Raw genomic sequence first — 14,251 nt, 5'->3', positions numbered from 1 at the left:
CTTTAAACAAAATGAGTTTTCACGTTAACGAAAAAGGCTATTACGGAGAATTTGGAGGCGCCTACATTCCTGAAATGTTATATCCAAATGTTGAAGAACTACGCCAAAACTATTTAAAAATCACTGCAGATCCTGAATTTCAGGCTGAATTTGATTTGTTATTAAAAGATTATGTAGGTCGCCCTACTCCACTATATTTTGCGGAACGTTTATCTGAAAAATACGGCGCTAAAATCTACCTAAAAAGGGAAGATTTATGTCATACAGGAGCGCACAAAGTCAATAATACTATTGGACAAATATTATTAGCCAAACGTTTAGGTAAAAAACGAATCATTGCGGAAACTGGTGCAGGTCAACACGGAGTGGCTACAGCAACGGTTTGTGCCTTGATGGGGCTGGAATGTATCGTGTATATGGGCGAAATTGACATCAAACGTCAGGCTCCAAACGTAGCGCGTATGAAAATGCTAGGTGCCGAAGTTCGTCCCGCACTTTCAGGTTCAAAAACCTTAAAAGATGCCACTAACGAAGCCATTCGCGACTGGATTAACAATCCCGTAGATACCTATTACATCATTGGATCAGTGGTAGGACCGCATCCCTATCCGGATATGGTGGCGCGTTTTCAAAGTGTCATTTCTAAGGAAATAAAAGAGCAGTTACTGGAAAAAGAAGGCCGTGAAAATCCTGATTATGTGATTGCTTGCGTAGGTGGTGGTAGTAATGCTGCCGGTGCTTATTATCACTTTTTGGACGAAAGAGACGTGAAAATAATTGCTGTCGAAGCTGCTGGTTTAGGCGTTGATTCGGGCGAGAGTGCTGCTACATCTGCACTTGGGAAAGTGGGTATCATTCACGGAAGTAAAACTCTGCTGATGCAAACCCCTGATGGGCAAATCACCGAGCCGTATTCGATTTCGGCAGGTTTAGATTATCCCGGTGTTGGGCCTATGCACGCGCATTTATTTGCTTTGGGCAGGGCACAATTCATTTCAATCACTGATGAACAAGCAATGAATTGGGGATTGCAATTGTCAAAAATGGAAGGAATTATTCCCGCCATCGAGAGCGCGCATGCCTTTGCTGTTCTGGACGAAATGAAATTTAAAAAAGACGATATTGTAGTTATCAATCTTTCGGGACGAGGCGACAAGGATTTAAATACGTATATCGATTATTTCAAATTATAGTTGGGTATACACTGAATTTATTTTAGGGCGTTCCCGCAAAAAAGCGGGCGGGCTGTACGCTATATCCACGCAAAAAAGCGTGGGATACCGCTTCCATCCCTAACGCAAATTAGATATAAGATGTTTGGATTTTTTATTAAACTTTAAAACAAAAGCCATGGAAAAATTATTTGCTTACGGGAACTTAAGGGAGAAAGACATCCAAGAAACCGTATTTGGTAGAATACTGGAAGGAGTTCCAGATTCATTAGTGGGATATGCTGTAAAAGAGATCAAAATTGAAGAAGAATACGGGATTGACACCTATCCTATAATTACGCCAACCCAGAAACCGGAAGATTCCATTAATGGGATACTCTATGAATTAACTTTACGAGAACTGCAACTTGCTGATACTTATGAAGGAAAACATTACAAGCGAATTCAAGTTCAATTAAAATCTAATGAAGTGGCTTGGGCATTTACAGCCGCTACATAAATAAGGATAAAATAAAAGCGCTAGACAGATACCACATCTGATAAAATATACAATAATGAACAGAATAAATAAAAAATTACAAGAAGGCAAGAAGATACTTTCCATCTATTTCTCAGCAGGATATCCTAGTCTAAACGATACGGTACAAATCATTCAAGATTTAGAAAAAAACGGGGTCGATATGATCGAAATCGGTTTACCATTCAGCGACCCACTGGCTGATGGACCAACGATTCAAGCGAGCTCAACCCAAGCATTGCATAACGGAATGACAACTCAATTACTGTTTGACCAACTGGCAACTATTCGGGAAACGGTATCGATTCCTTTAGTAATTATGGGGTATTTCAACCCAATATTGCAATACGGAGTGGAAAATTTTTGCAAGAAATGTCAAGAAATAGGTGTCGATGGATTAATCATCCCTGACCTTCCAGTTGATGTATATGCAGACCAATACAAAGCAACTTTCGAAAAATACGGCTTAATCAATGTATTCTTGATCACGCCACAAACTTCTAACGAGCGCATTCATTTTATCGACAGCGTTTCTAATGGGTTTATCTATATGGTAAGTTCAGCAAGTGTTACAGGTTCGCAATCTGGTTTTGGAAGCACACAGGAAGATTATTTCAAACGCATTGCCGATATGAATTTGAAAAACCCACAAGTCATTGGCTTCGGAATCAATAATGCCGAAACCTTCAAGCAAGCGACTCAATTTGCCAAAGGCGCTATTATAGGCAGTGCATTCATCACGTATTTAACCGAAAACGGTACTGGAAAAATTGCCGAATTTGTGAAAGTGATTCGATAAATAACCTCTTTTTTAGATAATAAACGCGGCGTTTAAGTAATTTAAATGTCGCTTTTTTGCGCCTAATTTCACAAAATAAAAGCTCCTTTTACTACTATTTATTTTAATAATTAAGAATTATTAAAATAAGAAAACTCTGAATTTAAAAAATTTACCAAGATCTTTTATAAGATAATTATTATATATTTGATAATAGATAAAGTCTGACTCTAATCAGACCTATATAAAAGTTGCCTGCAATTTTATCGAAAACGAAATCCTATGAAATTTATATCACAATACAAGTGGCTTGAAAAACAAGCAAAAGTTATAGATGGAACTCACATATTATTACCGAAAGCTGATATAATAATTGGATTAAATAATGTAAGCTTTACAATTGATGAATATAATGATGATTTATTTTTAGAGAAAAAAAATCAAACTAATCCAACTAATTGGAATAAACCTAAGAAATTCTGACAAATCATTTTTTAATAGTTGGAGCGAATATTTATTTAAATTAAATACTTTTGAAAAAGTCGGACAGATTTTTCATAATTGCAAAGACTGTTATAATACAGCTTTTACGCCGAGTAATTTAAGAAAACAATATAATGAACGATTAGTTGAGTTGCATATATTAAACAATAATGAAGTAATACACTGCTTAGAAAAAGGAAAAATGATAAAACCTGAAATTTTCCCACAATTGGTTGAGTATTTCGAAATACTTACAGACATTGACTTGACAGGATTTCCTGAATTAAATGGTATTGACAGAAAACAATGTAAAAACTGCATGTAACAGCTGTTTGGCGTGATTAGGGTATTTGGCTTAATTTGAAGTTGGTTTTGTATTTGAGATATTTGTGTTTAGCCGAAAATACTCGTCTTCAAAGTCCGCAACAGCCACAAGTGCGGGAACGTTGGGGAATTTTACAGAAAAAAATTGAATAAAAAGAGACAAATATATCATACCCTAAATATTATCATTTAGTTCTGCAAACTCTCCTGACTTTGCGCTTTTTTAAGTAATTATGTAAGTTTACATTTTTAATATCTCCTGACTTCTTTTCAAAACATTCTTGAAAAGACAAAATCACAAGAATTATAAGTATTTTTATTGAAATTTAAAATCACAATGATTCATTATAACTTTAGAAAAGCGGAGATGTCTGAAACAACTCCAATATGGCAAATACTGCAGCAGGCTATCATTCGAAGAAAAAAAGACGGAAGTAATCAATGGCAAGACGGATATCCTAATCCAGATGTGGTACAAAAAGACATTGAAAAAGGTCAGGGTTTTGTTTTGGTCGAAGGAGAAACAATCATTGGGTACAGTGCGGTGATAATGAATTACGAACCTGCATATGATAACATTGAAGGAAAATGGTTAACTATCGATGATTTTGTAGTAATTCATAGAGTTGCCCTTTCTGAACAATATTTAGGTAAAGGTTTAGCCAAAATGATTATTGGATATATAGAAGATTTTGCACTTCAAAACAACATATATAGCGTAAAGGCAGACACTAATTTTGACAATATTGCTATGATGAAAGTTTTTGAAAACTTGGGTTATACTTTATGTGGAGAAGTGTTTTTTAGAGGAAGCCCAAGAAAAGCTTACGAAAAAGTACTGACTAAACTGGACTAATATAAATAGTAAAACACCGCAAATTCGCAAATTAAAACTGTTATTGTAATTTGCGAATTTGCGGTGGTTTTTTTTACTAACTTAAAACAAACCACTTCTTTATTAAATTTTTAACATCTTGATTCTGTTTTATATACGTAAATTAGTAGGTAGTTAAAACTAAAGTTTATGAGAGTTATTTATTTATATATTTTACTCCTACTATTCCAATCCTGTGCTACAAAAAAGGACAGTAAGAAACTGCTTCTTCCTGAAGGTGTAAAATCTGCTACTGAAGAAATTTATGTAGTGGTAAATAATCAGAAAAAGCTTTTACAAAAGAAACAGATGGTTTTTACTAAAAACGGTCGATTAAAAAATACTAAAACTGTAGATTCTTTAGGTAACCTTTTACAAGAAACTGAAAAGCGATTATGGTTTGTAAAAGAAACCTATCCAGATAAAGAACCTTATTATTGTAAAACACGTTGGAAACCTAAACAAAGGGAACGAATTAGCTGTTACACTAATAAAAAATACAAACAAAATGAAGCCATTTATCATTATAATAAAGATGGGACTATCAATAAAATAGTTGATAATTTTACCACTTTTCACACACAGTATTTTTTTTATACCAACAATGAACTTTCTAAAATTGTTGTCAAGGACAAAAATGATCAACTCATTGACGAAGTTCAAATAAACTGTGTTGCTAAAGATGAAAAAGGAGCTTGTTTAAAACAAATTAGGATTTCGAATATAACAAACAATAAAAAAGAGATTCTCTTTTATCCTAATTATCATTAATATACAACCCTTTTTCTAATGTTCGAAAGACAAATGCTTCTAGCTTTGTTGCCTAAAACCCCAATATTTAAGGAATTGAATTCGAGGAATTCGGCATTCTAACACATTAAAAGAAAAGCTTAAAAAGTAAAACACCGCAAATTCGCAAATTAAAACAATTAATCACTGTTTATATAATTTGCGAATTTGCGGTAATATAAAAAAATATCGTTAGAATTAAACTGCAGCTTCTTCTTCAGGTGCTGTTTCAAATTCCATATGATCCTCTATTTCTACTGCTACTTCAGGTCTTGAAGCTTTAAGCGCGTTGAACTTTTCTATTTGTTCCAGATCACCTTCTTCACCAGAAAAATAAGGAAAAACATCCATTATAGGAGATTCAGAAATAGCCGGAATACTATAGTCGCCCATAGTCCCTTTCATTACACTTGTTGTGTTATCAAAAGCTTCTTTCACATCATTGGCTTGCAATAAAATATACATATTTGTCTTGCGTTCTTTTCCGCTTTCTTCATCATAAGCTAATAATGACACTTTTGATTTAAACCAACGGTCGCTATTTTCAAATGGGTGGATTTCAGCATAATTCGCTACTTTAATATTCGTGATTTTAAACTCTTCACTGATATATGCCGACATCTCTTCGTTAATTCTGCTTTCCGCTTCTGTATAAGATAGTGCATCAACTAGATAAGGTTCAGTAGTCACCTTTTGCAATCCAGTTTCATCTGTTTTTCTATATTTTACTTTGCATTCGTACCAAGTTGAGCTCATAATTCTATTTTTTTAAGGATGTCAAAGATAGATTTTTGAGGAAAAAATAATCACAATTCATAAAATAGATATTCACAATTTTAGAAAAAAGGAAGCATTGATCTTTATTTACATTATTGAAGCATTATTTATTTGCTTAACAAACTGTTATTCTGAAAAATACGTTTGTCTTATATTTTGCTCCCTTCAAAAGTTCTAGTACTATACCATTAAATTTAAGGATTCGTCAATTCGAGGTATATTAAAAAAAAATGACGTTTGAGGTTTTAAGTCGAATTCAATTACAAACTAAAATTGCTATAATTCACGAGGTTCAATTGTCCTTAGCTTCCGCAGTCGAGTGTCAAATGTTTGAAGAATAAGTAAAAAGAAAAGCTGTTTGATCCGCCGCGGCGGAGAGTTCTTTTCTTTTAGACCCGAGCCGCAGGCGAATAGAGCGAAGCTACTTCGAAAACTAATTTGACCGACGAGGGAGTGTAGACTTGATTTTTTTGTTTCTTTTTTGATCAAGCAAAAAAGAAAATTAGTGAAACATAATTTTTTACTTTCAACAAAACGTCATTGGAAGTTGGGTAATAATGTACTATAGAAAAATTTCACGAAGTATCAAAAACCCTTACCCATAATCACTTTTTTAAATTGTTAATATTGAGTTAAAATAAAATTAAACAAGCGTTTAATTTAAACAGTTGTTTAATTTTGTCTGACAAACTCAAATTATGCCATTCAATAGCGATTTTAACGACAAACAAATTCAAATTCTTCAGGTGGCAGAAAACTTATTTGCTGAGAAAGGATTTGATGGTACATCAATAAGAACTATAGCAAAAGAAGCGAAAATTAATATCGCTATGGTGTCCTATTATTTTGGGTCAAAGGAGCGATTACTAGAATCCTTGGTAATATTTAGAACCAAAGATTTAAAGATTCAGATAGATAATTTATTAACTATAAATCTAGAACCTATTGATAAAATCAATAAACTGATTGAGATTTATATCCATAAGATAAATTGCAATAAAGGAATTTACAGAATCTTACATTTTGAGAAAGCCACTAAAAAAGAAGAAATCAATATCAATGCTTTTTATGAGTTGAGAAAAAGCAATTTTAAAACGCTTGAAACCATTATCAAAGAAGGTCAGGAAAAAGGAGTTTTTAGAAAAGATATTTCAATCCCTTTATTGACACCTACAATTTTGGGTACTTTTTTTCATTTCCATATGAATAAAGATTATTTCTCTGATTTATTAAACCTGAACTCTGAGGAATTATTCAATAATTACATTAAAACAAATCTAACAAAACACATTCAACAAACAATTAAAGCACTTCTCGTATATGACGTGAGCGCTACAGAAATGTAATGCTACATATCATAAAAACGAGTACAAATTCCATATTCCAATAAAAACAAATATAATCTAAGTATGAAAATTAGTCAATTCCTATTCTTTGGTATCTTCCTTATTGGAATTCCCACCGTAGAAGCACAAGAGAAAACGAGTTTGACACTCGATGAAGCCATACATTTTGCGTGGACAAAAAGCAACGAAGTTTCATTAGCCAATACAAAGGCAGAAACTAAAAAATTTGAATTGCAATCCATAAAAAACAATCAATACCCAGATTTGAAAGTTGCAGGTCAGTACCAAAGATTAGCAGGAGCAGATGTAGATTTTAAGATTAACAACAATAATTCACAAACACTACCGGTAGTAAACCAACTAATGATAGGTCAAGTCAGTGCGAGTGTGCCTGTATTTGCTGGTTTTAAAATCCAAAATAGCATTAAAATATACGATAATTTGTATCAGGCCGAAATAGCAACGGCTTCACAAACAAAGGAAGATGTAGCTATGAAAGTGATTAATTATTATGCGGGTCTTTTTAAAGCTCAAAAAACGGTAGAACTTCTTGAAGAAAACCAAAAAAGAGCCGAACAGCGTGTTCTTGATTTTATTGAATTAGAGAAAAACGGAATCATTCCAAGAAATGATTTACTGAAATCACAATTACAAGTTTCAAAAATTCAGCTTTCTCTGGACGAGGCTAATAACACGTTGAACATTGTCAATTTTCACTTAGTTAGCCTTTTAAAATTGGCTCCGGGAACCGAATTAGAAGTTCGTGAAAGTGATTTCGCCGATTTTAAAATGGGAACTACCCCATCAAATGAATCACCTGCTCTTCAAAACAGAAAAGATCTAGAAGCCATTCATTTTCAAGAAAAAGCAAGTCAGGCAAATATCAAAATGGCACGAAGTGCTTATTACCCATCGATTGCGCTTCTTGGCGGTTACACTGCATTAGACCTTAAAAATGTAATAACAGTTCAAAATGCTATGAACTTTGGTGTTGGGATTTCTTATGATCTGGGAGCAATAGTTAAAAACGGGGTTATGGTGAAAATTGCCGAAAGTAAAGCGATTGAATTACACAATACCGAAGAAATGCTGACGGATTATATAAAAATTCAAGTTCAGAAAGCGATTGAAGATTATAATTTAGCTCAGAAACAAAGAACAGTTTATAATCAAGCTGTGGAGCAAGCATCAGAAAATTATAGAATCATAAAAGACAAGTATGACAACGGACTTTCGGACACAAACGATTTACTGGAAGCCGATGTGGAGCAATTAAATGCGACAATCAATAATGCTTTATCGAAAGCTAACGTAATTCAAAAATATTATGAATTGCTTTCTGTTACCGGACAATTATCACAATCATTCAATCATTCAAAATCATAATCAAAACCACAGATGGAAAAGAAAAAAACAAACACTAAATTTATTATTATCCTTTCGGTTTTAATTGTTTTGGGTGGAACTTACGGAACCTATAAATACGTCCATTCTTTGTCTCACGAAGAAACAGACGATGCACAAATAGAGAAAAATATGAATCCTATAATCCCTCGTGTTTCAGGATACGTGAGTAAGGTGTTTATAAAAGACAATGATTATGTAAAAAAAGGAGATACTTTATTTACAATCGACCAAAGAGATTATCAGTTAAAAATTGACGAAGCAACTGCAGCATTATCTGCAGCAGAAGGGAATTTTGAAGTTTCAAAAGCAGATGGCGGAAGCGTTTTGGCCAGTATTTCGGTATCTGATGCTAATGTGCAATCAGCAAGCGGGAATATTGAAACGGCTAAAATTAGATTAGGTCGTGCATCTAGTGATTTCAACCGATATGACAATTTATATAAAAGTCATACAATTACGAAACAACAATACGAACAAGCCTTGGCAACTAAACAAGAAGCCGAAAGTCAGTTGCGTATTTTACAACAACAACAAAAAGCGAGTGCTTATCAAAAATCAGTTGTAGTGGCTAAATCGAAAGTTTCTGACAAGCAGACTGATGTGGCTTCCGCCAATATAAAAAGAGCTCAGGCGATGCTAAACGCGGCAAAACTTAATTTAACCTATACTGTTATCACTGCAGCTATTGATGGTCAGGTTTCTAAAATTGATATACAACCAGGTCAACTGGTACAGCCAGGACAGTCTCTTTTTTATATCATTAATAACAATGAGGCTTGGATTACTGCTAATTTCAAGGAAACGCAATTAAACAAAATGATTATTGGCCAAAAAGTAATTATTAAAGTTGATGCTTACCCAGATTATAAATTTGAAGGTACAATCACTTCTTTCTCCCCTGCAACCGGAGCTAAATTTTCATTACTTCCTCCAGATAACGCAACAGGTAACTTTGTAAAAACGATTCAACGATTACCCGTAAAAATTGGATTGAATGCTTCTAATGATGTTGAAAAAATAAAATTACTTCGTCCAGGAATGAATGTTTATGTGGATGTCCATTTAGATTAATTCCCGTTTTTTAGATCCTGAAATTTAGATAATGAAATAGTTCCGTTTATTGATAAATGGGAATCATACTGTCGTTTTGAAATAAAAAGACAATTATAATAAGTATAAAATGGTTGATACAGGAGAAGACGATTTAGTCGAATACGGTTTCAGAAGGGTTATTATTACCATTACGGCAGTGCTGTGCGCTATGCTGGAAATTGTTGATACTACTATTGTAAACGTGGCGCTAAACAATATGCGAGGAAGCCTTGGTGCTTCTTTAACTGATGTTGCTTGGGTAATTACAGCCTATGCCATCGCAAACGTAATTATAATCCCAATGACGAGTTGGTTGTCGCTACAATTTGGAAGACGCAATTATTTTGCGGCATCCATCATTATTTTTACTGTAGCTTCCTTCCTTTGTGGAAACGCAACAAATATTTGGGAATTAGTTGCTTTTAGATTTATTCAAGGACTTGGTGGAGGAGCTTTATTAGTAACTGCGCAAACTATTATTACTGAAAGTTATCCTGTTGCCAAAAGAGGAATGGCACAGGCAATTTATGGAATGGGAGTTATAGTTGGCCCTACTCTTGGACCGCCTTTAGGAGGATATATCGTGGATAATTTTTCATGGCCTTATATTTTTTACATCAATATTCCTCTAGGGATTATAGCCACATTATTAACAATGGCATTTGTAAAGAGTCCAAAATACGGTGAGAAACTAAAAGCAAATCAAGTCGATTGGTGGGGAATTGTTTTCTTGGCTTCTTTTATTGGTTCGCTGCAATTTGTATTGGAACACGGGCAACAAGATGACTGGTTCAATAATAACTTAATAATTACATTAAGTGTAGTGACTGTTTTGGGACTGTTATTATTCATCTGGAGAGAACTTACCTATAAACACCCAATAGTGAATTTAAGAGTCTTGAAAGACACTAATCTTAGGGTGGGAACTATTATGTGTTTTATCCTTGGTTTTGGTTTATATGGTTCTACTTTTTTAATTCCAATATACACACAATCCGTTTTGGGATGGAGTGCTCTGGATGCAGGGTTGCTTTTAATCCCGAGTTCGATTACCACTGGATTGATGATGCCATTCATAGGAAAAGCAATTCAAAAAGGGGTTCCGCAAGCATATATGGTAGCAGTGGGTTTCTTGGTTTTTTTCGTATTCACCTTTTGGATGAGTCGGGTGATTACCCCTGATACAGGAGCTGAACATATGTTTTGGCCATTAATATGGAGGGGAATTGGTTTAGGATTATTATTTGTTCCCATTACTACACTTTCTTTATCAACTCTTAAAGGTAAAAGTATAGGTGAGGGAGCCGCTTTCACTGGAATGATGCGTCAATTAGGAGGTTCGTTTGGTATCGCGATTATTACCACTTTTATTGCCCGTTTCAATCAAGAGCACCGTGTAAATCTAGTCTCGCATTTAGACAAAACATCTTATACCGTTCAACAAACTGTACACCAGTTGCAACAGGGGTTTATGGCTAAAGGGTTCAGTGCCAATGAATCTTTACAAAAAGCATACAAAGTAATTGAGTTTAAGGTTATCGTTCAAAGCAATGTTTTGTCATACATAGATTTATTTATGTATCTGGGGATTTTATTTTTGTTATGTATCCCTTTTATACTTTTAATTAAAAAAGGCAAAAACAAAATTAACCCTGCTGATGCCATGCATTAATAGGTACACTAACAGTATTAAAAAGAATTGATAAAGCTATACAAGCATATCAAAACTCCGGAAATTATTTTTCGGAGTTTTTTGTTTTTAGGATACAGCTTAATGGTGTTTTCGAAAAAAAATAATTCCATTAAAAAATAACAACCATTAATAATTAAATATTTTCAAAAAATTCATATATTTGATTGTTAGTTAAATAGTTAGGTTGAATTTAAAAAAAATTGGACTATGGGATTATTTGGAAACAATTTGAAAAAAATCATTCAGGAAATTAGAGTTAAAAGTGAGTACTATTCTAATGATATGAGTAAAGAGATTGATGAATTTGTAGAAGATTTAAAATCTGATTATAATGAAAACAGTGCTGTTATTCCTGAATTTGAAGAATTTGTGCAAAAGATAAAACACAAATTAGAACCTAACGATGCTACTAAACTGGAAGAGTTTTCCACTCGATTAACCCGAGTAAAAAGATGTGCGAAAAACGGAGTAGACGCCATGATGGAACTCTCGAGAGACCATAAAAAACTAACGAGAGCGTCTTCTAGAGATTTTGAAGAATATATTCATCCATAACACCAATTCTTATTTTGTAAAAACAAAAAAATAACACTACCTATCTGGTAAATACTAAGTTGTGCTCACTTGATAAATTAGCATCAAATTGATATCCTTCGTAATTAAAACCTTTTAAATCATCAATCGTCTGGGCATTAGTATCGATAATGTAACGCACCATCATTCCCCTCGCCTTCTTGGCAAAAAAACTGATTATTTTCAATTTACCCTCTTTATAGTCTTTGAAGTCTGGCGTAATTACAGGAACTTTCAACGCTTTTACGTCAATTGCTGAGAAGTATTCATTACTCGCTAAATTGATGAACAACTCCTCTTTATGAAGCTCTTTGTTCAAGGCTTTAGTCAAATTTTCTTTCCAGAATTCATATAGATTTTTACTGTCATTTATAGGTATTTTAGTCCCCATTTCTAAGCGGTAGGCTTGCATTAAATCTAAGGGTTTCAAGAATCCGTATAAACCGGATAAAATGCGCAAGCTGTCTTGAAGTATGTCTAATTTATCTGTTGGGATCGAATAGGCATCTAGACCGGTGTACACATCCCCGTCAAAAGCATAAACCGCCGGACGAGCATTGTCTTGATTGAAAGGCGTTTTCCAATCCTGGTTGCGTTGCCAATTCAAATCAGCCAATTTATCTGAAATATGCATCAATTCAGATAAATCCTTTGGAGATTTTTGTTTCAAAACTTTATGAATAATCCTTGATTCTTTTAGGAATGAGGATTCAGAATATTTAGTGGTAGGCAATTCTTTTTCAAAATTTAAAGACTTAGCTGGGGAGATAACAATTTTCATAAATAATCCTGTTTCAATGTTTTTAACAATGGTCAAAAGTACAAATTGATAACAAGAAATCAGAACCTATAAATTGATTTGTTCATAGAAATAATAATTGTCTCGAAAGTTATTTATAGTATTTTTGACTTTTATTGTTTTAACCGTTAGTTGACGTTTTTAAAAAACACTTCCAACGCTTCGTTATTATTAAATCAGAATTTATTTAACTATGAATATAATCGAAATTAAAAAGGCTTCCCTATCCGATTTGGATTTGCTGCGAACTATTAGCATCAATACGTTTATTGAGACTTTTTCAGATGTAAACAGTGTCGAAAACATGGATAATTACGTTCGGGATAATTTTAATACAGAACAATTAACTAGTGAACTATTAAATCCCGATTCCCATTTCTATCTAGCCACAATTGAGAATGAAACTCTGGGATATTTAAAGCTGAATTTTGGCAAAGCACAAACCGAAATAATAAACGAGCAGGCTATGGAAATTCACCGCATATATGTGCTTCAGGAATTTCATGGAAAAAAACTAGGTCCCCTTTTTATGGAGCAAGCATTATTAATTGCCAATCAAAAAAATGTCGATTATATTTGGCTTGGCGTATGGGAAGAGAACCACAGAGCGCTTAATTTTTATAAAAAAAATGGATTTGTTGAATTTGATTCCCATGTATTTACATTAGGCGATGATCAACAAACGGATTTGTTAATGAAACTTCAAATAAAAAAACAATAATTATACTTTAATGGAATATTTTATCATTTGTCTTGTTGCGTTACTAGGTTCTGGATTAACACTGTTTTCCGGTTTTGGTTTAGGAACACTATTAGTTCCTGTTTTTGGATTGTTTTTCCCTATCGAATTAGCGATTATGCTCACCGCAATAGTTCATTTTTTGAACAACATTTTTAAACTATTCTTACTAGGTAGAAGCGCTAATTTAGGTGTCGTATTGCGTTTTGGAATTCCTGCCATTCTTTTTGCATTTTTGGGGGCGTACACCCTTTCGCAATTGACAGAAATGAAGCCGCTTTATGATTATCAAATGGGAAAGCATCATTTTGAAATAATGCCAGTAAAATTAATAATTGGGATTGTATTGTTGTTTTTCTCCCTGTTTGAAGTTATCCCTAGATTGACCCGATTACAGTTTGATAAAAAATACCTGCCTATTGGAGGTGTTTTAAGTGGTTTTTTTGGAGGACTATCAGGAAATCAAGGTGCTTTGAGATCCGCTTTTTTAATTAGAGCAAAGCTTTCACCACAATCTTTCATTGCCACAGGAGTAGTAATCGCTTGTTTAATAGATATTTCAAGACTGACAATTTATTCGAAACAAATAATAACTAATCACAATCAATTAGATTATATGTTACTAACAATGGCAACATTATCAGCATTTATTGGTGCTTATTTTGGTAACAAATTAGTTAAAAAAGTTACCGTTTCCATACTCCAGAATATTGTTACGGCCATGTTGATTCTTTTTGCTATTCTATTAATTTTTGGGATAATATAAATTCAATCAAGACGAGTTAGATTTAAATAGTATTTATCTATCATTAATTAGATATAATTATTAGTTTCCATTATGGGAATCATTAGTATTTCGCTATTTTTGTATTTCTAATAAACATTCCA

General features: G+C 33.5%; 16 protein-coding genes. 14 read left to right on the top strand and 2 right to left on the bottom strand.

Annotated elements, in window-relative coordinates:
• Positions 1-11 precede the first annotated feature (11 nt).
• The 7 genes from trpB to FLAK523_RS09410 all read left to right on the top strand — a co-directional run bounded on the left by trpB (position 12) and on the right by FLAK523_RS09410 (position 4,919).
• Positions 12-1,193 carry a tryptophan synthase subunit beta gene (gene trpB, locus FLAK523_RS09435; protein ID WP_248902865.1) on the top strand — a complete coding sequence of 394 codons (1,182 nt, stop codon included), beginning with the start codon at positions 12-14 and terminating at the stop codon, positions 1,191-1,193.
• A 157-nt stretch (positions 1,194-1,350) separates the two neighbouring features.
• A complete protein-coding gene (locus tag FLAK523_RS09430) occupies positions 1,351-1,671 on the top strand; it encodes a gamma-glutamylcyclotransferase family protein (protein ID WP_248902864.1) in 321 nt (106 codons plus the stop codon).
• A gap of 55 nt (positions 1,672-1,726) precedes the next feature.
• Positions 1,727-2,488 (top strand): tryptophan synthase subunit alpha, encoded by a 762-nt coding sequence (trpA, locus tag FLAK523_RS09425; protein ID WP_248902863.1) that lies wholly within the window; start codon positions 1,727-1,729, stop codon positions 2,486-2,488.
• A 261-nt stretch (positions 2,489-2,749) separates the two neighbouring features.
• Positions 2,750-2,950 (top strand): hypothetical protein, encoded by a 201-nt coding sequence (locus FLAK523_RS09420; RefSeq protein ID WP_248902862.1) that lies wholly within the window; start codon positions 2,750-2,752, stop codon positions 2,948-2,950.
• A 202-nt stretch (positions 2,951-3,152) separates the two neighbouring features.
• On the top strand, positions 3,153-3,275 hold the full coding sequence (locus FLAK523_RS15230) for a hypothetical protein (protein ID WP_256469076.1): 123 nt from the start codon (positions 3,153-3,155) through the stop codon (positions 3,273-3,275).
• 336 nt (positions 3,276-3,611) lie between these two features.
• Positions 3,612-4,130, top strand: coding sequence for an N-acetyltransferase (locus tag FLAK523_RS09415; protein WP_248902861.1), 519 nt, complete (start codon positions 3,612-3,614; stop codon positions 4,128-4,130).
• Positions 4,131-4,298: 168 nt separating this feature from the next.
• On the top strand, positions 4,299-4,919 hold the full coding sequence (locus FLAK523_RS09410) for a hypothetical protein (protein ID WP_248902860.1): 621 nt from the start codon (positions 4,299-4,301) through the stop codon (positions 4,917-4,919).
• 216 nt (positions 4,920-5,135) lie between these two features.
• Here FLAK523_RS09410 and FLAK523_RS09405 read toward each other — a convergent pair whose 3' ends face one another.
• Positions 5,136-5,693 carry a DUF4494 domain-containing protein gene (locus FLAK523_RS09405; protein ID WP_248902859.1) on the bottom strand — a complete coding sequence of 186 codons (558 nt, stop codon included), beginning with the start codon at positions 5,691-5,693 and terminating at the stop codon, positions 5,136-5,138.
• A gap of 719 nt (positions 5,694-6,412) precedes the next feature.
• Between FLAK523_RS09405 and FLAK523_RS09400 the strand changes: the two genes are divergently transcribed.
• The 5 genes from FLAK523_RS09400 to FLAK523_RS09380 all read left to right on the top strand — a co-directional run bounded on the left by FLAK523_RS09400 (position 6,413) and on the right by FLAK523_RS09380 (position 11,807).
• Positions 6,413-7,060: a TetR/AcrR family transcriptional regulator gene (locus tag FLAK523_RS09400; RefSeq protein ID WP_248902858.1), complete on the top strand. Its 648-nt coding sequence runs from the start codon at positions 6,413-6,415 to the stop codon at positions 7,058-7,060.
• A 63-nt stretch (positions 7,061-7,123) separates the two neighbouring features.
• Complete coding sequence (locus tag FLAK523_RS09395; protein WP_248902857.1) at positions 7,124-8,446, top strand: TolC family protein; 1,323 nt, start codon at positions 7,124-7,126, stop codon at positions 8,444-8,446.
• Between the two features lie 12 nt (positions 8,447-8,458).
• Complete coding sequence (locus tag FLAK523_RS09390; RefSeq protein ID WP_248902856.1) at positions 8,459-9,538, top strand: HlyD family secretion protein; 1,080 nt, start codon at positions 8,459-8,461, stop codon at positions 9,536-9,538.
• A gap of 109 nt (positions 9,539-9,647) precedes the next feature.
• A complete protein-coding gene (locus FLAK523_RS09385) occupies positions 9,648-11,231 on the top strand; it encodes a DHA2 family efflux MFS transporter permease subunit (protein WP_248902855.1) in 1,584 nt (527 codons plus the stop codon).
• Positions 11,232-11,459: 228 nt separating this feature from the next.
• Complete coding sequence (locus tag FLAK523_RS09380) at positions 11,460-11,807, top strand: hypothetical protein (RefSeq protein WP_248902854.1); 348 nt, start codon at positions 11,460-11,462, stop codon at positions 11,805-11,807.
• A 40-nt stretch (positions 11,808-11,847) separates the two neighbouring features.
• Here the strand turns inward: FLAK523_RS09380 and yaaA are convergent, their stop codons facing one another.
• A complete protein-coding gene (yaaA, locus tag FLAK523_RS09375) occupies positions 11,848-12,606 on the bottom strand; it encodes a peroxide stress protein YaaA (protein WP_248902853.1) in 759 nt (252 codons plus the stop codon).
• A gap of 211 nt (positions 12,607-12,817) precedes the next feature.
• Between yaaA and FLAK523_RS09370 the strand changes: the two genes are divergently transcribed.
• Positions 12,818-13,345: a GNAT family N-acetyltransferase gene (locus FLAK523_RS09370; RefSeq protein WP_248902852.1), complete on the top strand. Its 528-nt coding sequence runs from the start codon at positions 12,818-12,820 to the stop codon at positions 13,343-13,345.
• Positions 13,346-13,355: 10 nt separating this feature from the next.
• Positions 13,356-14,129 carry a sulfite exporter TauE/SafE family protein gene (locus FLAK523_RS09365; protein WP_248902851.1) on the top strand — a complete coding sequence of 258 codons (774 nt, stop codon included), beginning with the start codon at positions 13,356-13,358 and terminating at the stop codon, positions 14,127-14,129.
• The last annotated feature ends 122 nt before the right edge of the window (positions 14,130-14,251 follow it).

The organism is Flavobacterium sp. K5-23 (genome assembly GCF_023278045.1).
In the GTDB taxonomy this organism is placed as follows: domain Bacteria; phylum Bacteroidota; class Bacteroidia; order Flavobacteriales; family Flavobacteriaceae; genus Flavobacterium.
Note: the sequence above shows the minus strand (reverse complement) of the source record. Positions and strands in the feature narration are given on the sequence as shown.